The following is a 21853-nucleotide window of genomic DNA, read 5'->3' as shown; positions in this document are numbered from 1 at the left end:
TTCTTTTCTCTAAACACTGCATAAAAACGAATCTTGAGGTTATAATCCGGCTATGTAGTTCATGATGCATTCGAGATGACCCCATGTCTCAAGATGACGATTTAGATCTCTTCCAGCAAATGATGAGTGATGTCACACCAATCAAACATGACACCGCAATCCATGAGAAGAAACACCAGGTAACAGACGCCCAACTTGCTAAACGCGAAGCGGCGATGTCTCTGTCGGAAGATGACCCAGAATATCTTTCAATAGACCATGCTCCTATGCTTAAACCCGATGACCTGGTTGAATACCAGAAACCGGGTGTTCAGGATGGCGTTTACCGCAAATTGAGATTAGGCAAGTACCCGATTCAGGCAAGACTAGACTTACACAAAAAGTCGCTAAAAGAAGCGCGTGATGAAGTGGTTAAGTTTTTGAGGCAATGCCAGAGAATGGATATCCGCACCGTCGTGATTGTTCATGGGAAAGGAGAACGTTCTAACCCTCCTGCATTGATGAAAAGTTACGTGGTGAACTGGCTTTCTCAAATCAAAGAGGTGATGTGCTTTCATAGTGCTCAGCGTTTTCATGGTGGCACGGGTGCCCTCTATGTGATGCTGAAGAAAAGTGCAGAAAAGAAGCTGGAAAATCGCGAACGCCATCAAAAGCGCATGAGCTAAAACCATTGAGTATTTCTTCACACCGACTGTCATCCGTTGTGAAACGTTAACAAAGAGAAAACACAGACTATGTCGCAGACATCTGAAGCTAAAAGGCTGAATAAATTTATTAGTGAAACCGGGTATTGTTCCCGACGTGAAGCGGACAAACTGATCGAACAGGGAAGAGTGACCATCAACGGCAGTTTGCCTGAGATGGGGGTAAAAATTCTGCCTACCGATGACGTATTGATCGACGGTAATCCCCTGCGTCAGAAAGAGAAATCGATCTATATCGCTTTGAATAAGCCAACAGGGATCACCTGTACAACGGAGCGCCACATTGAAGGCAATATTGTGGATTTTGTCGGGCACCGGAAGCGTATTTTCCCTATTGGACGTCTGGATAAACCGTCTGACGGGCTTATCTTTCTGACAAACGATGGCGACATCGTAAATAAGATTCTGCGCGCGGGTAACTCTCATGAAAAAGAGTACGTGGTACGTGTAGACAAACCCATCACCCAAGAGTTTTTGGACAAGATGGCGAGCGGTGTTGAAATCCTCGATACGGTGACCCTGCCATGTAAAATTACCAAAGAAACCAAGTTTTCTTTCCGTATTGTTTTGACTCAAGGGCTGAACCGACAAATCCGCCGTATGTGTGAAGCCTTGGGTTATGAGGTATTTAAACTCAGACGCGTTCGCATCATGAATATCTCGCTCGACGGCATTCCTAACGGAAAGTGGCGTTACCTAACGGACGATGAGGTGGCGGATATTCACCGTTTGTGTGAAGGTTCGGTAGGCACAGAAGAGGCTTCCCGTACAGACGGTAAAGGTCAAAAGATCGATAAAGCGACGGATGCTAAGCTATTCGACCACCGTCAGAAAGAAAAATCCGAACCTAAGAAATTTAAGACCTTTAAAGGAAAGGGCACAGACTTCAAACGTCGACCATCAAAAGGGAATGGTGAAGGTTCCGCTCAGAACAAGCACGAACGTACAGGGAAACCTAAAAACCGAACAGAGAATAACAAGAACAATTCGGGTGGAAAGAGCAGACCCTTTAAAGTGCGAAAGCCAACAGGAAAAACTCTGGGTTAGATGAAGTCTGAATTAGTATAGATGAAGGAAGGCGCAAGCCTTCCTTTTTAACATTTTACCGGAGTGGAAGTAGAAAGCTGTGATACTTTCCAGCCACTTTGACTCAGTAAATCCAGTACATTTTCTTTGCCTAAAAGATGCAGAGTACCTACCACAACGGTGTACTGACCTTCTTTTGATAGCAACTTGCCACTATTAATTTGTTTTACCCAGTCGTGGTTACGATCGTAAAGCAAAATATCCAGAATACTCTCGTCATATTCGCCATCCTGAAGAAGCTGCATCAGTCTGCTTTTGTCACCTGTTTTCCAGGCATCAATCTGGCAGTGAAATTCGTCATTAGACGTGTCCCAATGCAGTAGAGTTTCCTTCAATAAATGTTCGCCGTTATTTGGCAGTGCATTAAGAAACCCCAATTGCTGACTTGCGGTTTCAAGTGGCAGTATTGGCTTTTCTTGTTTTATCGCCTCATTGGTTAACACATAATCTACCCCGTCAGCCGGGTTGTAACCAAGACGCTGAAAGTTTGCCATTTGTAGTGAAAGTGCAGACAACCAAGGAGGAGAACTCAGGATTTGAGCGTCTGGAAGCCCTAAACTTGAAGCTATCTCGGCTACCTTTTCTGATTGTTTGACATCCAGAACATCGGATGTTTTTAATTTTGAAACTGGGAAGCTGGAGCCACTTGGTGGCTTATTGAGGTCGATTTCAACAATTAAACCTTCGCTCTGTTTCAAAAACTCTGAAACGGATTTAGGCAGTGGGTACATACTCTTATCACCCACGTGAATTGAGCCAATAACAAGCAGTTCATACCCATCTTTTTGAACCTTCCAGAATAGAGGCTCCTGAGCTTTGAGAGTCAGCGGGAAGATTAGAAATAATGCGATGGCGAGTCGTTTAGCCAATGAAAGAGACATGGATCTCTCCTGATCGTCTGTAATTGTTATTCCGCGTTTCTTATTAACATCTTTCCAGAAAGCGAAACGCTCTGTTGAAACATCATATTCCAACAGAGCGAGAGTTTACAGACTACGAAATCACTAAATTAGCAATCGCTTAGAATTTGTAGCCAACACCTGCGTAAAACGTTGTGGATTCAGCAATAACCTTCTTCGCACCTGCTTTAACCGTAAACTGTTCCATGATGTCGTAACCAATTTCAGCACCGTAAGTGAGTCCGAAACCGTCAGAGAATGGCTTTTGAGATACTTTGATGGTTTGACCCATGATCTTAGCTGAAGCTTCTACTTTTCCATCAACCATTACGTATGCACCACCTACTGGCGTTGCTAGGTATAGGTTTCCTAGGTACAGCTTAGGCTTTAGGTTGAAGTTTACAGAAGACACATTGATGTCAGACTTTGCGCTGATACTACCCATGTTTGCTGAATATTCCACGCCGCTTTGCTTAAGGTATTCAACCTCTGCACCCAGTGCGAAATACTCACTTGTACGAGCTTCATATCCGCCTTGAACAGCAAAGCCCATACCTTTGTTCTTTGCTTTGAAATTGGTAATTGCATCGTAGTTACTTTTCGCGATATCAGCACCTACATAGAAATTACCTTCTGCCATAGCTGATGCGGAAATTACTGATATTAATACAGTTAGTGCAATTTTTTTCATCTTAATCCTCGTTGAAAGATGGGTTTCTAAATTGCGAGAGAGCTTAAGTGAAGTGCGTAAATGGAGCTATTTAACTTGTTAAACGAACAGTGTTTTTTATTCAGCAAAAAGAATGTATTGCCTTTATCAGGAAGCTTAAAATTTCGTCCGTAATTTCTGACGGCGAATAAATATATGTTGAGTAAATTTGCAGGATTGGTTGGGAAATGGATGTTCTGTGTGCTGGTGGTGTTTGGGGTATCTGCCTGTGGCGGTGGGTCGGCAGATAATTCAGTCACTCCAGTATCAAAACGTATTGTTAAACTGGAGATTCAGATAGGAAATGGGACGAACTCGAGCCATCAGACTTCTTTATTACTGAACGAATCTTCTGACATCAGCGTGATTGCTCACTTTAATGATCAATCCAGGCAAATGGTCACATCAGAAGTGACCTGGGTCGTGTCCGACCCATTGGTGATGGATATTGTGTTTGGCACAAAGATGACGCTAAAAGCCAAGTCTCTTGGGAGAGCAACTGTCAATGCTTGGTATAAAGGGCTGAAAAGTGATTCGATAACAGTCGAAGTCAAAGCGCCTCAGATTACCCATATCCAGCTATCAAGAGTATCTGCTCGATCGGGGATAGGAGCAGAAATATCTTTCCCGCTGGGGACTCAAGAAAGATTTTCAGTGGTCAGCGTTTACGAGGATGGGAAGGTCGAAGACATCACCTCCAAGGTAAAGTGGTATTCCACCGTTCTGGATGCCGTCGAGTTCTATCCCAATGGTTCTGTTAAATCCAAGAAAATAGGGAAAACGCAAATATCGGCGGCGTATTCTGGTTTCGACAGTAACTCTATTGAGATCGAAGTGACTGCGGCAACTCTGTCGAGATTAGAGTTGATTCCATTCAACCAAGGCGTACCGCTAGGAACATCCCGTTCGATAAGCGTTGAGGGAGTCTTTAGCGATTTATCGAAGAAAGATTTGACCAATAGCGTTCGCTGGCACTCTGATAACACGGCAATTGCCAGTGTTTCTCAAGGAATCGTTAAGGCAAATAAGCAAGGAAAAGCAAAGATTACGGCTTCGATGCAGGGCAAGGAAGTCTCCACAGAGGTTACGGTGACCACCGCTGTTCTACAGTCTATTTCTGTCACGCCAAACCAAAGTCAGATACCTGCGGGACTAAAGCTCAATTTTAAAGCGTTAGGTCATTACTCTGATGGTCAGAATATCGATGTCACTAATAAAGTGATCTGGCAAACCGACAATCCGTCTATAGCATCATTTAAAGGCGCATCGCTTTCCGCGATTAAACCCGGCTCTGTCAAGGTAACCGCAGCAATGAGCCTTATCAGTAGTGAGTCAGTTAACGTTGAAGTGACGCCAGCGTCACTTCAGAAACTACTCATAAGTGCAAAGAATAACTCAGTCCCAAAAGGGAACCGGTTACGGTTAAAAGCTGAAGCTTTGTACAGCGACAACTCTAAGGTTGATGTGACAAACCAGACTAGTTGGAGCTTAGGCAGCTCCGATTTCGCGACGATAACTTCTTCGGGTCTGCTTACCGCTCTCAAAGAAGGACGCGTAAGCATAAACGCATTGTTCCAATCGCTTTCGGTCAAATATGCCGTGGACGTCACTTCCGCAGTATTAGAGCGTATTGAGATTAAACAGAAAAACACCGAATTGTATCGCTCGATTAGTCAGACTGTTCATCTTAATGCTATCGGGTATTACAGCGATGGTAGCTCTGCTGATGTAACCCAATCGACAAATTGGAGTACGCCGTCATCCAATATTATGGTTACGGTGAGTGGAACTGTGTGGCCAGTATCTGCTGGTAATGCTCAAGTGACGGCGAGCCTTGGACATATTAATAGTTTATCAGCTGACATAAAGGTGAACGATGCGGATGTTCGTCAAATTCAAGTGACACCAAGTGACTTTTCTGTAGTTCAGGGCGATTGGAGAAGGCTGGTTGCAGAGGTGACTTTAGAAGATGGAAAAAAAGTAGACGTATCAACATCTGCAAACTTTTTTGCTAGCAATGTTTGGAAAATCGCTGATTCTGATGTTGCCTCTCTGGTGTATGTGATTTTTTCTGCTAAAAACGTCGGCTCTACGACCATTCATGGGGAATTTAAATCGAAGGTCAGCGGAAAAACCATTTCAAGTAACAGTGTCAATGTAAATGTAAAGTCGATGCGGATTTGTGGGGGTAAGGTGAACGACACTCACGTCGGCAACGCAGCGACAGCCTGCCTGAAGGTAGTGGACTTCAATGGTAAGCAATTTACTGGAACACCCAGTAAGGCTCTGATGGATTATATGGGTGGATACAGTCTAGGTGCTGATACGGCAGAGCCGTTTGGGAGACATTATCACTCCGTATATTCTGAAAGTGGTCGATGGGGACCTAAGGGCGATTTCGTCAAATTTAGGAATAACCCATCTCTGACTGGCGTAGGTGAAGCTTGGAGCTTTTGCAGTAAACTGGGTCATATGAATTTTAATGGTCGTCATTACTGGAGGTTGGCTACGTTAAGTGAGTTATCGGAGTTGAGAAAGGATGGCGATATGCATAAACGCTTTGGCTGGCCAACATCCTCTTATTACTGGACGGGCTCAAAATATACTGGGGATGAACCCGGTGAACGTCATCACGCGTTGGAGCTTATGTTGAATGCTCTTCATTATTTCCCCTTGAATACTGATGGCAACTACATCAGCTGCGTCTCTTCCTCTCAGTAAACTCGTGTACAAAAGAGCGGTATTAACCGCTCTTTTATGTTCAATTGGTTACATTACCTCTCGAAAAAATAAGTCGATATAACGTGATCAAGATCGCTATGCCTACCTAAAAATTCCTGATTATGTTGAAGTATTGGTCTTCGTTATGTGATCAGTCTCTTGATTGGTCGATAGAATGGTCGGATAAGTGTGAGCTCATGCAGAATGCTTGGTAAAAATAGGTTTGATATATTTTTATTTTTACCTAATAACATATTGAATGTATGGGTTTTTTAGGTTTTTACAACCTTTGATTTTGAAGGTGATCACTGTTTAAATGGTTTTGTTTTGCAGCCCGAAAAATATCTGCAATTATTTGAGTCAAGCCAGGGAGGCAGACAAAAGAATTCAACTGGATTGCGTATTCTTCGACCAAAACGGATTCAGTGCAGATTAACAAGATAGGTAATTAAAATGAAAAAAGTATTTGCTCTTACAGCTCTAGCAGCGGTTATGTCTACCAGTGCTTTCGCAGGTTCTTCTTATGTAACAGGTAACGCTCAGTTCCATAGCGACGATATCCACGGCTCTAAAGCGACGTCTACTCTGGAAGCGGGTCACACTTTCGATTCTGGCACCACACTTCTTGTTGAGTACGATGGCATTCCTGTTGGCAAGCTAACGGGTGATGCGGCACCAACGCCTTACATTACTCTGGGTGCAGAACAGATGTTCAACATCAACGAAAACCTATGGGTTGCCGCGGGTTACCACCACCTTGTTAACAACGGTGAGACTGTTCAATACCGTCCTCTAGTGAAAATCGGTTACAACTTCGATAACGGTCTGTCTTTGAGCAACCGTACTCGTTACCACTCAGTAAAAGATGGCGACAACCAAACTCGCTTCGACAACCGCATCGGTTACACGTTGAATGAAGATGTTGCTCTGTCTTACAACAACGTTTATGTAGTGAACTCTGCTGATGGCGTCGACAACTCAATGGATCACGAGCTTCGTGCTACCTGGACTCGTAAAGGTGTTCAGCCATACTTTGAGTACCGCAATCAGGCAGACAACAAGAACAACGCATTCGTATTTGGTGCTTCTTACGGTTTCTAAGTCCGCCGTCAGAGTTCTAAGTCCAATCAAAAGAGCCAGCATCATGCTGGCTCTTTTTCTATGTGCGTTTTAAGTAGCGTTGTTACTTCTCGTTGTGTGTTGCGTAAACAAAGGTGTGACCTTTTTTATTAAACGCGTACACATCGTATTGGTCTTTCTTGTCGCCATATTCCATGCCTGGTGAACCTAGTGGCATTCCCGGTACAGCCAGACCTACCGCCTGCTTGGGTGGGTTATCTAGGAAGGCTTTGATATCTGACGCAGGAATATGCCCCTCAAAGACGTACCCTTCAATTTCCGCCGTGTGGCAGGAGGCAAGCTCTGGTGAAACTCCAAGTTTCTGCTTGATAGGATTGAGGTTTTTGTGATCTTTGACTTCCACGTCAAACCCCGCTTCTTCCATATGCTTAACCCACTCACTGCAACAGCCGCAGTAGGGAGACTTATGAGCCACAACCTGCGCCGCCATGGCAGTCGCAGACCCTAACATTCCCAGTGTAAAAACAACGTGTGAGATTTTCATCATTCACCTCTATTTTATTTTGAATAATCGCAAGCGATTGGCATTGCTGACTACCGTGATGGAAGAAAGCGCCATGGCAGCACCAGCTACAACTGGGCTGAGCAGGAATCCAAAAGCGGGGTACAAAACGCCAGCGGCTACTGGTATTCCTAATGTGTTGTAAATAAATGCCCCGAACAGGTTTTGTTTCATGTTCTTTACGGTGGCTTTTGAAAGCTCAATGGCTTTGGCAACCATAACCGGAGACGTGTTGAGGAGGGTCATCTGAGCGCTTTCTATCGCAAGATCCGAGCCACCACCCATCGCCATACTTACATTGGCAAGGGCAAGAGCCGGTGCATCATTGATGCCATCGCCAACCATAGCAACGGTGTAACCCTGTTGTTGCAACTGCTCAATGTGCGACGCTTTTTGATCCGGAAGCACATCCGCAATCACTTCATCGATGCCTAATTCATTAGCAACAGATCGGGCGACTTTCTGGTTGTCGCCCGAAAGCATCGCAACCTTGATGCCCATATCATGAAGCAGCGTAATCGCATCTTTTGCTTCGGGTTTCACGCTGTCGGAAATGTAGAAAACGGCTGCCGGGGTGTTGTCTACTGTCACGTAGACCTCGGTGAATTCCCCTTGAGGTTTCGATTCTGAGTTGAAGACTTTCTCTCCATCAACAAATTTGGCGTTACCAATATGGATCTGCTGACCATTAATTGTGGCGGCTAACCCTTTTCCTCGGTGGTTTTCAAACTGTTCTACGAGCAAAGATGTGTTTTTTGCTGTGTCGGAGAAGGCGCACAGAGCTTTAGCAAGAGGGTGCTCAGAGCTGCTTTCAGCGGCGTACACCAAAGAAAGCAAATTGGATTCAGACCATTCACCAACGTACTGAACGTGAGAGACGCTGGGTTTACCTTCGGTTAATGTGCCCGTTTTGTCGAACACGACCATGTCGATTTTGCTCGCTTGCTGGATAACGTCTGCATCTTTGATAAGTACACCTAACTCTGCTGCCTTACCGACACCAACCGTCACCGAGAGGGGCGTCGCCAGCCCCAGCGCACATGGGCAAGCGATGATCAGAACCGTCGTTGCCACAATCAACATATAGCTGGCTTGTGGAGCAGGACCAACGGCGTACCAGATCAGTGCTGAGACAATGGCAATAGCAACGACCACAGGTACGAAGACCGCAGAGATGGAGTCTGCCAATTTGGCTATTTGAGGTTTGCTGCTTTGTGCTTGTCTCACCATAGTGATTATCCGAGCAAGCATGGTGTTCGCACCAACGGTTGTTGCCTGAATAATCAAAGCACCGTCCTGGTTAATGGTGCCGGCTGAAACCTGTTCCCCTACTGAACGCGCTTTAGGGATGGGTTCGCCTGTGAGCATGGACTCATCGACGTAGCTTTCACCCTGAATGACTTCTCCATCGACCGGAATTTTGGCTCCTGGATGAATGCGTAGTTTCATCCCAATCGTGACCTGATTGAGTGAGACCTCTGATTCCTGACCATGTTCATCGATAACAATGGCGGTTTCCGGTTGAAGGTCCATTAACGCTTCTAAGGATTGAGTGGTTTTGGCTTTGGCTTTGGCTTCGATGAAATGACCAAGTGAGATTAAACCAATGATCATAGCACTGGCTTCAAAGTACACATGGCGAGATTGAGCTGGAAGCCATTCTGGGAATAACACCACTACCATGGAATAAAGCCATGCTGCTCCCGTTCCGAGTGCCACTAAGGTATCCATGGTTGCCCGTTTATGGGTCAGTGATTTCCAGGCATTCACGAAAAAGTGTTTGCCAGGCACGGCAAGCAGCCACAGGCAGATGACACCGATGACACCCCAAATCCATTGATCTTGGGTGTGGCGGATCATCATGTTGCCACCCAATACACCCCAAAGCATCAAAGGTGCTCCGATAGAAAGCGCAAGGAAAGATGCCTTCTTATGGTGACTCATTGCTGCTTGAGACTGCGCGGCTTGTTGCGCTCTGCGTTCCTGTTCGCTGGTCACAACCTCGGCACCATAACCTGCGCTGTCGACGGAATGGATAAGTTCCGCTTTGACCTTGTCGGATGCGTCATCAACAAACACCAGTGCCGATTGTTCTGCCAGGTTTACCTGAACTTTCTTTGCCGAGTCTACTTTAAGTAGCGACTTTTCGACTGAGGAAACGCAACTGGCACAGGTCATTCCGGTGAGGGTGAGCTGGATAGTTTCTGTTTCACTGACCTGAACGGGCGAGACTGATTGAAGGGCTGGTTCGATTACTTCTTCTGTTACCTCAGATGGCTCTTCACTTGGTAGAGAAGCCTGATATCCCGCCGATTCAACAATAGATATCAGCTCCTCAGGTTCAAGAAGCGAATAGACTGTTGCGTCCGTTTTGGTTACATCAAAACTGAAAATTTGCGAATGTTGTGCAAATTTATCCTGCAGTTTTTTTACGCATTTTCCACAACTTAAGCCGGATAAGCTAAGCTCCTGTTTATGGCCAACTTGATAGCCTAAACTTTGAATAGCATTAAATAGGATTTTGAGAGGTGCGTTAGTCTCCAGATTGACCTGGTATTTATCAATAGCGGTCACGGAAGTGTCTGGCAGTTCGGTTAATGCCTTTTCAACTTTTCTGGCGCATCCCATGCAATTTAAACCATGGAGAGGAAGCGTATAACTGGTCATAAGCCGTCTCATAAGAATCTCGATTAGGGATGAGAATAAACCTTCCCTCAAGGGGAAGGTCAACAAGCGTTACAACTTTTTTGGATGTTTAGGATTTAGGAGGCAGGATGAAAGGATTTTACTTAGTTGGCTGTATTGTGGGAACGGTGGTGCCGTACGCGGCGCTTTTGTCCTGGTTTGGTGAATTTGGATTCTCCATTCCTTTGATATTTGAACACATCAATAGTACTAAAATCGGGTTGTTTGCCTGGTTAGATGTTCTGATTTCTGCGGTTGTATTAATTGGCTTTATTCTCTACGACAGTAAGAAAATAGGCTTTACTCAGGCATGGAAACCGATACTGGGTACATGCTTGGTCGGTGTTTCTCTTGGCTTGCCGCTTTACCTGTTGCTTCGTGAAATGCATCAGGAAACTCAGATAGCGTTGCAAAGCTCTTCTTAGGGCTTCATCACGCTCTGTTTTTGCCCATTGTACAATTGCAATTGGGTGGTAAAATGTCGCCAATTTCTCGTCCTTATCTGCGCGGTACCCCAATGGGTGCCGCTTTTAAACACCCAAAGGAAATCCCATGACGGTTAAAACTCGTTTTGCTCCTAGCCCAACAGGCTATCTTCATGTTGGTGGTGCACGTACCGCACTTTACTCTTGGTTATACGCGCAAAATCAGGGCGGTGAATTCGTTCTGCGTATCGAAGACACTGATTTGGAGCGTAACTCTCAGGAAGCCGTGGATGCGATTCTGGAAGGGATGAAATGGCTAGGTCTTGAGTGGAATGAAGGTCCTTACTTCCAATCTAAGCGTTTCGACCGCTACAACGAGTTTGTAGAAAAGCTTCTGGAAGAAGACAAAGCCTACAAATGTTATGCGTCAAAAGAACTTCTTGACGAGATCCGTGAAGAGCAAGAAGCGAACAAAGAAATGCCTCGCTACGACGCAAATCATCCAAAAATTGTTGCGGCAAACGAAGCGGCAAAAGAGGGGGACCCTTGTGTTGTGCGCTTCCGCAACCCAAAAGAGGGCAGCGTAGTATTTGATGACCAGATCCGTGGTCGCATTGAGATTGCTAACGACCAGATGGATGATTTGATCATTCGTCGTACTGACGGTTCACCAACTTACAACTTTGTAGTTGTTGTGGACGATTGGGATATGGGAATCACTCACGTAGTACGCGGTGAAGACCACATCAACAACACGCCTCGTCAAATCAACATTTATGAAGCACTGGGTGCACCTGTTCCGACATTTGCACACTGCGCAATGATTCTGGGTGATGATGGTGCCAAACTATCTAAACGCCACGGCGCAGTATCTGTAATGCAGTACCGTGATGAAGGTTACTTGCCAAATGCGCTAAACAACTACTTGGTTCGTTTGGGGTGGTCTCATGGCGATCAGGAAATCTTCTCTGAAGAAGAGATGATCAAGCTGTTTAGCCTGGATGCAATTTCTAAGTCGGCTTCTGCTTTTAACACAGAAAAGCTGCATTGGCTGAACAACCACTACATCAAAACGTCTGATCCAGCCTACGTAGCAGAGCATCTGCAATGGCACTTGGACAACCAGAATCTGAACACAGAAAACGGTCCTGCCATAACTGAAGTGATCACTTTGGTGGGCGAGCGGTGCAACACACTGGTGGAACTGGCAGAGCAAATTCGTTACTTCTACGAAGACTTTTCTGAGTTTGAAGCGGGTGCGGCAAAGAAACACCTACGCGGTGTAGCGAAAGGTCCATTAGAGCTGGCTCTGGCAAAAGTTGAAGCGCTAGAAGACTGGACAACAACGAACATCAAAGAAGGTGTTATCGCGGCTGTTTGTGAAGAGCTTGAAATTGGCATGGGCAAGATCGGCATGCCACTGCGTGTTGCAGTAACGGGAGGTGGTCAGTCTCCATCTGTTGATGCAGTTATGGAGTTGATTGGCAAAGAGCGCGTTATTGCTCGCATCAAGATGGCACTAGAGTTCATCGCTGAGCGCGAAGCCAACGCATAATCGGCGAAAACAGAAAGTAAAAGGCTGCGTATGCAGCCTTTTGTGATCGTATTGAGTCATATTTATTTGAGATCAATGCTGTTAAGCCGACCCATATAAGTCAGAATCTCAATATTGTGTTTATGCGCTTCTAACAAGGCCTTTTTGGTTTGAGTGTATGCCGCCAACTTTCCATGTTTGTTAATGGAACAGACCTTGGTCTTGTATTTGTATTCCCCGTTTTCATCAAACTCGCGCCACTTTGCCAAGTAACACGCATCCCTATGTTCAGGGTCAGTTTTAGTCGGGTTTGGTTTATACACAATCACAGGTTCTACACTGTGAGGCAGTCGGGTCATCAGATAAGGATCTTTAAGCAAGCGACGCCAAAACTTTCCCCACATCTCCCTACCCAGTTCATTGCGCAGTTTGATGGCTTTCTGAAGTCCTTTCTTCTCTCCAATACGCACGAAGCCGACTGAGCGGTGAAGTACAGTGTCGTCAGGTGTATGAATATGAATCTTAAATGCGGTCTTGCTTTTAGAAATAAACCTGTGCCCGGTACTTGTTGTTAGGCTGCTTTTTTTCATAAAGAACGAAATTGATATGTTTGTTACTTATAAAAAAGCATAGAAGAATTTATATAAAGTTTGAAGAGCGCCGCAACTCTCACGGCACGCCAGTCACATTTTTACAATAGATCTTTTTCATGCTTCTTAGGTTCGAAGCACTCAAGCAAATAAATTTGTTAAGAACAGCACCTTATGACGTAAATTGAGCTTTAATTCCCTCATTTTTCTTGTTGTCTTTATCTTAGGTTTTACTGGCTATCTGCGGCATCCAGCGCATTCAACAGATAGGCTCTAACAATGCGATTCTGATTCAAAATTACAATATGTCTCATCAAAGCAGACCTTTGTATTGAGCTTTTTCTTCTTTAGTAGCGTTTTTAATGATCTAGACCTCTATTTCCTTATATTTCACTATGGTTAAATAATCTACTATTGATAATGAGTATATTTATCAATGAATCATCACTAAAAAGAAAAGTTAAAGGAGCCCAAAATGAAGAAGTTACTGATAGCGGTGTTTGGATTGTTTTCATTCTCTGCGCTTGCAAACCCTTGTCAAATAACGGTTGAAGCGACAGATGCGATGCAATTCAATACTAAAGCCATCACAGTACCTGCAAGTTGTGAAAACTTTACTGTCGAACTAAAACACGTTGGATCATTACCTGCAAATGCAATGGGTCACAACTGGGTACTGGCAGAGACGGCAAACTTCCAACCTGTTGCCTTGGATGCCGCGAAGGCAGGTCTTGCCAACAACTACGTGCCACCTGGTGACAAACGTGTTATTGCCTTTACTAAGATCATTGGTGGTGGAGACACTACATCAGTGACTTTCCCAACGGCAGATCTGAAAGGCAAAGATCTTACGTATTTCTGCTCTTTCCCTGGACACTGGGCAATTATGAAAGGTTCATTGAAAGTAGAGTAGTATGCATTGGTTGGCAGCGATACGCTCGCTGCCACGTACTGATTAACATACGTTTTAATGTATATATGAGCATATATAAGTATCAGTGGTGAGAAAAATCATATAAAACTATATTTGTAATCCATGTGTTTTATATAAATGAGGTGTTAATTCAAACAGCTTTTAGGTGATGTATGAAGCATAAAGTATTTGCAGTTCTATATGTTCTCGTAGGCTTAGTTCTTGTGCACAACATGATTCCGGAATTAGAGCTTTTTGTTGACCTTAAACCCCTGATATTTGTATTAAGCATGTCTATACTGGGCTTCTTGTCTGGCAAATTTAATGAGCAATCTGATGGTATTAGAATTGCTTCATCTGCTGCTCTATCTTCAGGCTTTATTGCAACAATAGTTGGGTTAGTTCTAACATTAGGGCAACCTGAACTCGACTTCCAAATTTTTGCAATTGGGCTGAGTGTATCTGTACTTCCTACTTTTTATGGGCTGTTACTATTCCTGTTACTAGTTCCATTTAGGAAGCGGTCAAAATAAACGATATACAGCGTTCAGGCAGAGCACCAGGAACACGATCGACATGCTAGCAACTAACCTCCTTGCCCTCGCTTATATTAGCGACTGGAGCCAAAAAAGCCTTAACTTAAAAATAAGCTAAGGCTTTGTTTTATATGGCGCTCCCGACAGGATTCGAACCTGTGACCTGCCCCTTAGGAGGGGGCCGCGCTATCCAGCTGTGCCACGGGAGCGGTCTATTTTCATCATACCTAAAATTCTTACGATGTTAAGCGTTTGGTTTTAATCGAAAATTTGTTTGTGCATTACATCGCCTATTTGCACACTTCTAGCCAGATTAGGTTGGTTGATAACAAGTTCAGCACCTTTGTCGTATACACGAGTGACAGTTAAAGTTATATCACTTTTGGATACGCGGTTACGTGCTATACCGTGTTGGTCAACAAAGGCTCCAGTGTGCCATAGTTGCAACGTGTCGCCTTTCTTTACGCCATGTCGACGACCAAGATCGATAGTCACCACACCGTCTTTTATCGCCACAATCTCTGGAAGGGTGATCTTACAAGATAATTCAGATTCTAAGTCCAGCATGACGTTGCGACTTACCCGCATCATCATTGTTCCGTAAGTAGAAGACCAGAATCGTGCGCCCTTGGTGTCGACTTTACTGGTCTTAGGGAAAGGCCAGAGTGCGACTTCGCGATAATTCTTGGTGTACATCTCGTTGCCGGTTTTACCGTCAAACACGCTGACTTCCATAGCAAACTGGCGGTTGATGGTTTCTCTTCCCAAGAGTGAAGATTCAATCGTTGCAGTGAGATCGGTAATAGATGCGGTCATTAAGTATTGTGCACCCGTATCCTGAGCCAGCATTTTGACGACTTCAGGCTGATCTTTGCGGATCTCATATTGTGTGGTGCCAACAGAGTAGAAGCTCAGGGACTCTTCATTTAGCTGGCGGCTAATAATGGTGCCGTAATCTCGACCGAGATAATACATGCTGCCCATAACTGCCTGGGTAGGTTCAACAATGTCGATCAAGCCAACAGCAAATGTCTTCTTATATTGATCAACATGGCAACCCTTTGCCGAAGGGTAAATGTCTACCCGTACTTTTAAACGTACTTTGCCGCCTGATTCCTCTTCACTAACCACTCTTACGTAGCGAACTTCATGGTTAGTAAACTGATATTCTTCACGAGGATCTTCTAAAAAAGGCTGAATAAAACTCAAAGTGCCAATGTCGGCGCCAGAAAAACTCATGGCTTTATAGAGGGCATCTTCAATGGCGTGAATTCTTGCTATCTCTTTTGTTGACACTATGGTCGCATCGCCGTTGACTTCATACCACGCCGCGCGAATACCAGCAGAAAATATCAAACTGAATATCAACAAGATGGTTCGGAAATCGTATTTTTTCATCGGTGTTTTACCATTCGGGTATGTTTTTTGCTAAATACTTGGTTAGCAGGTTTCGGTGAGTTTTTTCTTAGCGAGCAACTAAGGAAAAGCAAGTATTGTTCCAACAACTGGTAAACACGTTGGAGTAATGAAGCCAAGTATATCCGGAGATGAAGAGAATGAAAAAATGGTTTGTCGTCGCAATGACATCGCTATTAGCGTCATGCGCATTTTCACCCATTTATGACGGTAAAGACACGTACCCAGGCAGCCGCTTTATGCTGATGGATACACCGCGTCATACAATGGATTTCTTTGTAGAAAGTTTGACTGAAGAGTTGATCCTTTCTAACACGAGTGTTTCAGCGCGCTCACCCATTGCAATCACATCTTTTGTTGATTTGCAGAATATGGATACCACTAACTGGCTGGGTAACTCAGTATCTGAAGGGTTTATCCATCAGTTCCAACGCCGTGGATTTAAGGTGGTTGACTTTAAAACTACTGGCTCGATTCGTGTAACGCAGGAAGGCGACTTTGCTTTCAGCCGTGACTGGAAAGAGTTGGCGCGCGAGCAAGACGTAAAATACGTTCTGACGGGAACGATGCTGCGTCAGGAAGGTGGTGTATTGGTCAATGCTCGAGTGGTAGGGATGCAAACACGTATTGTTGTGGCAACGGCACAAGGCTTCCTGCCGGCAGACCGAATTGGTCGTGACCTTGAAACTCTGCGAAGCATTCGAACTCAGGACGGTGTGATCATTCGCTCTGATCCAGAGATGAAAACGCAGAACACAATTATCCTACGTCCATAGAGCAGTCCGAAGCAGAGATTAAGGTGAGAGAGATGAAAAAGTTACTTTTATTGATTACCGCGCTGGTGGCAGTAGGTTGCCAGCCAATTAACAACCGTGGTGAGAATGTTTTAGTTGCGGTCGGATACGCCAGCATCAGTGAACAAAGAGGGCGTACCGCTGAAGAAAAACAAGTTCGTGCACTTCGCGCATCAAAAGTGGATGCTTACCGTGAGTTGGCGGAGCAAGTTTATGGTTTACGAGTCAGTGCCCGTTCGGATCTAGAAGATCAACGCTTAGGTACTGAATACGCGTCAGGTGCAGTTGATGGTGTGATCCGTGGTGCTGAAGTGGTGAGAACCTATGCCGTCGGCGATAACTATGTGACCGAGCTTAAGCTAGACATCGATAAGATGGATAAGCTGCGCGAGTATGGTGATGTTCAGCAAGTACCTGTTAAGAAGAAATCGACACTGTTCTAATTGAACCTATCCGGTATTCTCTTCAACGGTTTCTTTAAAAAGTAAAAGTGCTCAATAAATCGAAAGCGGCAACCAAGTGGTTGCCGCTTTTTTGATTTTTAAAAACGGATTCGATCTGAAATTTTGTGGCTTTAAGCTTTGATATTTGTGCCTAAGGTCGAAACGGTTTGAGTTTGCCCGCCCGCGTTATAGGTCATACCAATTTTGCTGCGACTTTGCTGCATCAGATTGTGCAGTTTATTAAAGCTTAACTGAGCGCGTTGCAGTGCTTCACCGTTTATCTCGTTCATTTGCTGGCACTCTGCCACCAAAGATTGGATCTGACTGACTTTGTCTTCAAAATCATTATTGGTTTTAAGTTGATCGACGTCGGAATGCTCTCCGATCCTTTGATCTGTCTGCTGAAGTTGGTTGATAAGATCGAGTTTGTTCTTCGCCAGAGATTCAATGTCTTTGGAGACACGGTTGGCGATAGCGACTTTTTCCTGCTCTAGCAAGTCCGAAAGGGATTGAGCATTCTGGATTTGGTATTCGAGTAGACTGATTAATGTTGCCATAGATTTCGGAGTGAAAAAAAGCTGGACTGCAGCTATTACAGTCCAGCTAGTTCATCTTCAAACTTCACCATGTTTTCTGCCAGCTTCTCAGGATCTACAGTGTAGGATCCGTTTGCTATTGCCTCTTTAATAGCAGCAACTTTCGCGCTATCAAAGCTCGGCTCGGCAGCCATAGACTGGTGAAGTTGACCGATCGCTTTGCCTTCTTGGCTTAGCGAGACGGCATCTTTGCCGCCTTTAGGTTCGGCGACAGAATCAGAACGCGACGTAGCGCTTGAATCTGTACGGGTTTGAGTGCGGCTAGTTGCCACATTCTGCCCGGACCTTAATTGATCAATGCTTGCCATAGTTTGAGCCTTATTCGCAAATGAAAGAGAACCTGTACAAATGGTATCGACACCCGTTTGGAAAACTTTAACTAATTTTTTCTCAAAAGATCGACTTTTTTCATTTTCCGCTTTATACAGATCAAAACGTAACGGTTACTTCTGCAATTCCAGTTACTATAGCACTAATTATACGATTTGATTTGGTATTTTTCACCCTCACTTCCTCGCCTTGTGCTCCGTCGGAAAGGGATTTACCTTTGGTTGTGATCACCAGTCCGTCTTTAACCGCTTTAATTACAACGGTTTCATTTCTGCACACCACACAAATATCGCCTCTTTCTATTACTTCGCCCTGGCGTATATTTTTCTTGAGTTTTGCACCGGCGACTTGATCCAGTTGATTGAAACCGAATCGACGATAAGCACGTTGTTCGACAAAACTTATGCTAATATCTGATTTATTAACAAGTTCACCTCTGGCTAGTGGACGAAGGGCAGTGACCAATGGTCGCATCAACGAAATGCGCACCGGAACGTAGACTCGCCAGTTGTCTTCTGCACATTCAACTAATACAGTTATGTTGGTGGTTGAGCGTGAGTTAGAGGGGGAAGAGGTCACCAAAGGTGATGGACAGGTCGTCGCTTTAATACGGGAGTCCAGGTTAGCTGCGTGCAGCTCCAACTTGTCCGATGAGGCGGTCTTTAATGTCGCTTTTACGTGTGCTTCGGCGGCGTTTTGGATATCCTTGATCTGTTGCTCAGTAGCAGCGGAACAATATAGGCTAAAGAAAGTTAAACAAAAGCCGATACTTTTCCCAAACTTTTTGCAGAAAGCTCTACACTTAGATATAGATTGCATACTGAGAATTACCTTATAATACGCTATTTTGTATGTAATGATCTTGGTTGTCAGATTTTCATTATACTTTACTAGAAAATGCTTGAGATGGAGATGCGCTTATGACGGGTATTCTTGATTCGGTGAATCAACGCACACAACTCGTCGGTCAAAACCGATTAGAGCTTTTAACGTTTCGTCTAATGGGACGTCAACGTTACGGCATAAATGTATTCAAAGTAAAAGAAGTTCTCCAGTGTCCCAAGCTGACGTCGATGCCTAACTTACACCCTTTGGTGAAAGGTGTCGCGCATATTCGCGGACAAACCGTATCCGTTATTGATCTAAGCTTGGCAACTGGGGGGCGTCCAACTACAGATCTCGACAAGTGTTTCGTGGTGATCTCTGAATTCAACCGAACCATTCAGGCGTTCCTGGTCAGTTCTGTTGAAAGGATCATTAACATGCACTGGGAATCGATCCTTCCACCGCCAGATGGTGCGGGTAAAGCTAACTATCTGACCGCTGTTACTAACATAGACAACGAGTTGGTTGAGATTCTCGATGTAGAAAAGATTTTGGCTGAAATTTCTCCTATTGATGAAACCATGAGTGAGGACATCAAAGAGGAAATCGCTAATATACAAGAAGAGAAAGAAATCGTTCGTCGTATTCTTATTGCGGATGACTCAACGGTTGCACGTAAGCAGGTTCAACGTGCGATTGAAGGGCTTGGCTTTGAAGCTATTGCCGTGAAAGACGGTAAAGAAGCTTATGAGAAATTGGTTGAGATGGCGTCAGAAGGCAGCATCTACGAACAAATTTCACTGGTTATCTCTGATATCGAAATGCCAGAAATGGACGGCTACACGCTTACTGCGGAAATCCGTCGTCATAATGATCTTAAAGATCTTCACGTGATTCTTCATACCTCCTTGAGTGGTGTGTTCAACCAGGCAATGGTTGAGCGTGTTGGAGCAAACGAATTCATTGCGAAGTTTAACCCAGATGAGTTAGGCTCAGCGGTTAAAGCAGCGGTATCTGGTTAAAGAGAACTGAATGACAGCTATAACTATAAGCGATCAAGAGTATCGCGATTTCAGCCGTTTTCTAGAATCCCAGTGTGGGATCGTTCTGGGAGACAGTAAGCAGTATTTGGTCAGAAGTCGATTGAGTCCTCTGGTTAGCAAATTCAATGTTTCATCGCTATCTGACTTGTTAAAAGATGTCATTACAGGGCGAAACCGTGAGCTTCGAGTTGCTGCGGTAGATGCGATGACAACCAACGAAACACTATGGTTTCGCGACAATTACCCGTTTTCGGTATTGTCTGAAAAGCTATTGCCGGAAGTCGCGGCAAACAAGCGCCCAATCAAGATTTGGTCTGCAGCAAGTTCTTCTGGACAGGAGCCTTACTCCATTGCGATGACCATTTTGGAAACGCAATCCAAAAAACCAGGCATGTTGCCTAACGTCTCTATTACAGCAACAGACATTTCTTCTAGCATGCTAGACATGTGTAAAGCTGGTGTGTACGACAACCTGGCACTGGGTCGTGGTTTGTCTCCTGAGCGTCGCAAAATGTTCTTTGAAGACGCGGGCGACAGCAAAATGAAGGTGAAGGACAATGTTAAGCGCATGGTTAACTTCCGCCCTCAGAACCTTATGGACAGCTACTCGCTTCTGGGTAAGTTCGACATCATTTTCTGTCGTAACGTTTTGATTTACTTCTCACCAGATATGAAATCAAAAGTGCTTAACCAGATGGCAGGGTGCCTAAACCCAGGCGGTTACCTACTATTGGGGGCTTCGGAATCGCTGACCGGTCTTACTGATCGATTCGATATGGTTCGTTGCAACCCTGGTATTATTTACAAGCTCAAGTAACCGCATTTTATGCTTTATCTAGCCCGGCAATTTTTGCCGGGCTTTTTATTGCCACATCTCTTCTCCAATTCGCTATAGCTGACTAAATCGGGTGATAGGTATACACTCACTAATGACATTCCAAATATTTTGAACCCTGAGATCGCAAGATCAGACGGGATCTTCCAAAGAAATACGTAGTGTACATCCACTGTTTGCACATCCTTTGGCTTAATATTTGCTTGTATTACAGCTGTGATTTCATTTTCTTTAGGCTTCCAGAAAAAACTTGGCATGCAGATTGCAAATTGATTCACAGGTAAGTCAGTTCTTTTGGTAGAGGCAAGATATGACTATTTCGTTTGATAAAGCTTTGGGTATCCACCAACACACGGTCGGGCTACGTGAGCGCAATGCTGAAGTGATTTCCACTAACATTGCACAAGCGAATACCCCAGGCTTTAAAGCGAAGGGCATGGATTTCGACAAGGCGCTTAAAGCGGCAAAGTCGGGGGCAAGCTTTGGTCTTTCTCGTACGGACGATCGGCATATTAATGCCACTACCAATATTTCTGGGGACACTTTATACCGATTACCAACACAGCCGGACACGGGTGACGGTAATACTGTTGATGTCGATTTGGAGCGTAACCTGTTTATGCAAAACCAAATTCGTCATCAAGCTTCGCTGGATTTCTTAGGCAGTAAGTTTAAGAACCTAACTAAAGCCTTAAAAGGGGAGTAAGTAGATGAGCTTATTTAATGTATTCAATGTGACTGGGTCTGCCATGAGCGCTGAGTCGGTTCGTCTAAATACCACCTCTAGCAACCTGGCAAACGCGAACAGTGTAAGTAGCTCTGCGGAGGAAACTTACAAAGCTCGCCACGCTGTGTTTGGGGCGGAGTTAAGCAAGGCTAAGTATAACCGCGACCACAATGTTCCAGTGAAAGTAATGGGTATCATCGAGAGTGATAAACCACTCGATGCGGAGTACAACCCAGAACATCCGATGGCGAATGATGAAGGTTATATCTTCAAATCAAACGTTAATGTGATGGAAGAAATGGCGAACATGATTTCTGCTTCTCGTGCATACCAAACGAATGTGCAAGTAGCAGATGCAAGCAAACAAATGCTGCTGCGTACGCTGCAGATGGGTCAATAG

23 protein-coding genes and 1 tRNA gene are annotated in these 21853 nt (G+C 44.6%); 14 read left to right on the top strand and 10 right to left on the bottom strand.

Annotated elements, in window-relative coordinates; genetic code table 11:
- Positions 1 to 83 precede the first annotated feature (83 nt).
- Both smrA and rluF read left to right on the top strand, forming a co-directional pair.
- On the top strand, positions 84 to 665 hold the full coding sequence (gene smrA / locus INR79_RS13840) for a DNA endonuclease SmrA (RefSeq protein ID WP_004401523.1): 582 nt from the start codon (positions 84 to 86) through the stop codon (positions 663 to 665).
- A gap of 69 nt (positions 666 to 734) precedes the next feature.
- Complete coding sequence (gene rluF / locus INR79_RS13835) at positions 735 to 1751, top strand: 23S rRNA pseudouridine(2604) synthase RluF (RefSeq protein WP_223094712.1); 1017 nt, start codon at positions 735 to 737, stop codon at positions 1749 to 1751.
- A 47-nt stretch (positions 1752 to 1798) separates the two neighbouring features.
- Here the strand turns inward: rluF and INR79_RS13830 are convergent, their stop codons facing one another.
- Both INR79_RS13830 and INR79_RS13825 read right to left on the bottom strand, forming a co-directional pair.
- Positions 1799 to 2671 (bottom strand): TraB/GumN family protein, encoded by an 873-nt coding sequence (locus tag INR79_RS13830; protein WP_223094710.1) that lies wholly within the window; start codon positions 2669 to 2671, stop codon positions 1799 to 1801.
- 139 nt (positions 2672 to 2810) lie between these two features.
- Positions 2811 to 3380: an outer membrane beta-barrel protein gene (locus tag INR79_RS13825; RefSeq protein ID WP_022605299.1), complete on the bottom strand. Its 570-nt coding sequence runs from the start codon at positions 3378 to 3380 to the stop codon at positions 2811 to 2813.
- Between the two features lie 174 nt (positions 3381 to 3554).
- Between INR79_RS13825 and INR79_RS13820 the strand changes: the two genes are divergently transcribed.
- Together INR79_RS13820 and INR79_RS13815 are read left to right on the top strand one after the other, a co-directional pair.
- Positions 3555 to 6119 carry an Ig-like domain-containing protein gene (locus INR79_RS13820; protein ID WP_223094708.1) on the top strand — a complete coding sequence of 855 codons (2565 nt, stop codon included), beginning with the start codon at positions 3555 to 3557 and terminating at the stop codon, positions 6117 to 6119.
- A gap of 453 nt (positions 6120 to 6572) precedes the next feature.
- Positions 6573 to 7220, top strand: a complete 648-nt coding sequence (locus INR79_RS13815) for an oligogalacturonate-specific porin KdgM family protein (RefSeq protein WP_022551383.1) — start codon at positions 6573 to 6575, stop codon at positions 7218 to 7220.
- 82 nt (positions 7221 to 7302) lie between these two features.
- On the opposite strand, the gene INR79_RS13810 is transcribed toward INR79_RS13815, so the two are convergent.
- The gene (locus INR79_RS13810) at positions 7303 to 7743 is read right to left on the bottom strand and encodes a DUF411 domain-containing protein (RefSeq protein ID WP_223097023.1); all 441 of its coding nucleotides are present in this window, start codon (positions 7741 to 7743) and stop codon (positions 7303 to 7305) included.
- Between the two features lie 9 nt (positions 7744 to 7752).
- Complete coding sequence (locus tag INR79_RS13805; protein WP_223094706.1) at positions 7753 to 10428, bottom strand: copper-translocating P-type ATPase; 2676 nt, start codon at positions 10426 to 10428, stop codon at positions 7753 to 7755.
- A 107-nt stretch (positions 10429 to 10535) separates the two neighbouring features.
- Here INR79_RS13805 and INR79_RS13800 point away from each other — a divergent pair, with 107 nt between their 5' ends.
- Positions 10536 to 10871 (top strand): DUF2834 domain-containing protein, encoded by a 336-nt coding sequence (locus tag INR79_RS13800; protein ID WP_223094704.1) that lies wholly within the window; start codon positions 10536 to 10538, stop codon positions 10869 to 10871.
- Between the two features lie 127 nt (positions 10872 to 10998).
- Positions 10999 to 12426 (top strand): glutamate--tRNA ligase, encoded by a 1428-nt coding sequence (gene gltX, locus INR79_RS13795; protein WP_223094702.1) that lies wholly within the window; start codon positions 10999 to 11001, stop codon positions 12424 to 12426.
- A 62-nt stretch (positions 12427 to 12488) separates the two neighbouring features.
- On the opposite strand, the gene INR79_RS13790 is transcribed toward gltX, so the two are convergent.
- Positions 12489 to 12995 carry a hypothetical protein gene (locus INR79_RS13790; protein WP_004401540.1) on the bottom strand — a complete coding sequence of 169 codons (507 nt, stop codon included), beginning with the start codon at positions 12993 to 12995 and terminating at the stop codon, positions 12489 to 12491.
- Between the two features lie 475 nt (positions 12996 to 13470).
- Here INR79_RS13790 and azu point away from each other — a divergent pair, with 475 nt between their 5' ends.
- Positions 13471 to 13908: an azurin gene (azu, locus tag INR79_RS13785; protein ID WP_004401541.1), complete on the top strand. Its 438-nt coding sequence runs from the start codon at positions 13471 to 13473 to the stop codon at positions 13906 to 13908.
- 173 nt (positions 13909 to 14081) lie between these two features.
- Entirely contained in the window at positions 14082 to 14441 is a 360-nt protein-coding gene (locus INR79_RS13780; RefSeq protein WP_223094700.1) for a hypothetical protein, read from the top strand.
- A gap of 135 nt (positions 14442 to 14576) precedes the next feature.
- Here INR79_RS13780 and INR79_RS13775 read toward each other — a convergent pair.
- Positions 14577 to 14653, bottom strand: a tRNA-Arg gene (locus INR79_RS13775).
- A 49-nt stretch (positions 14654 to 14702) separates the two neighbouring features.
- Positions 14703 to 15842 (bottom strand): flagella assembly protein FlgT, encoded by a 1140-nt coding sequence (locus INR79_RS13770; protein WP_004401547.1) that lies wholly within the window; start codon positions 15840 to 15842, stop codon positions 14703 to 14705.
- A 158-nt stretch (positions 15843 to 16000) separates the two neighbouring features.
- On the opposite strand from INR79_RS13770, the gene INR79_RS13765 reads away from it, so the two are divergent.
- Both INR79_RS13765 and INR79_RS13760 read left to right on the top strand, forming a co-directional pair.
- Entirely contained in the window at positions 16001 to 16636 is a 636-nt protein-coding gene (locus INR79_RS13765) for a FlgO family outer membrane protein (RefSeq protein WP_004401548.1), read from the top strand.
- 32 nt (positions 16637 to 16668) lie between these two features.
- A complete protein-coding gene (locus INR79_RS13760; protein WP_004401549.1) occupies positions 16669 to 17097 on the top strand; it encodes an LPP20 family lipoprotein in 429 nt (142 codons plus the stop codon).
- A 131-nt stretch (positions 17098 to 17228) separates the two neighbouring features.
- Here INR79_RS13760 and INR79_RS13755 read toward each other — a convergent pair whose 3' ends face one another.
- The 3 genes from INR79_RS13755 to flgA form a co-directional block, all read right to left on the bottom strand.
- On the bottom strand, positions 17229 to 17654 hold the full coding sequence (locus INR79_RS13755) for a flagella synthesis protein FlgN (RefSeq protein WP_022599715.1): 426 nt from the start codon (positions 17652 to 17654) through the stop codon (positions 17229 to 17231).
- 35 nt (positions 17655 to 17689) lie between these two features.
- Positions 17690 to 18001, bottom strand: coding sequence for a flagellar biosynthesis anti-sigma factor FlgM (gene flgM / locus INR79_RS13750; protein ID WP_004401551.1), 312 nt, complete (start codon positions 17999 to 18001; stop codon positions 17690 to 17692).
- A gap of 121 nt (positions 18002 to 18122) precedes the next feature.
- Positions 18123 to 18869, bottom strand: a complete 747-nt coding sequence (gene flgA, locus INR79_RS13745; protein WP_038123296.1) for a flagellar basal body P-ring formation chaperone FlgA — start codon at positions 18867 to 18869, stop codon at positions 18123 to 18125.
- Positions 18870 to 18943: 74 nt separating this feature from the next.
- On the opposite strand from flgA, the gene INR79_RS13740 reads away from it, so the two are divergent.
- From INR79_RS13740 to flgC, 4 genes are all read left to right on the top strand, one after another.
- Positions 18944 to 19870 (top strand): chemotaxis protein CheV, encoded by a 927-nt coding sequence (locus tag INR79_RS13740; RefSeq protein ID WP_004401553.1) that lies wholly within the window; start codon positions 18944 to 18946, stop codon positions 19868 to 19870.
- A gap of 10 nt (positions 19871 to 19880) precedes the next feature.
- Positions 19881 to 20708 (top strand): protein-glutamate O-methyltransferase, encoded by an 828-nt coding sequence (locus INR79_RS13735; RefSeq protein WP_004401554.1) that lies wholly within the window; start codon positions 19881 to 19883, stop codon positions 20706 to 20708.
- A gap of 328 nt (positions 20709 to 21036) precedes the next feature.
- Positions 21037 to 21432: a flagellar basal body rod protein FlgB gene (flgB, locus tag INR79_RS13730; RefSeq protein WP_022605273.1), complete on the top strand. Its 396-nt coding sequence runs from the start codon at positions 21037 to 21039 to the stop codon at positions 21430 to 21432.
- A gap of 4 nt (positions 21433 to 21436) precedes the next feature.
- A complete protein-coding gene (flgC, locus tag INR79_RS13725; protein WP_004401558.1) occupies positions 21437 to 21853 on the top strand; it encodes a flagellar basal body rod protein FlgC in 417 nt (138 codons plus the stop codon).

It is taken from the genome of Vibrio sp. SCSIO 43132, assembly GCF_019904195.1.
GTDB lineage: Bacteria > Pseudomonadota > Gammaproteobacteria > Enterobacterales > Vibrionaceae > Vibrio > Vibrio nigripulchritudo.
The sequence above is the reverse complement of the archived record's forward strand: the minus strand, read 5'-3'. Positions and strand labels throughout refer to the sequence as shown.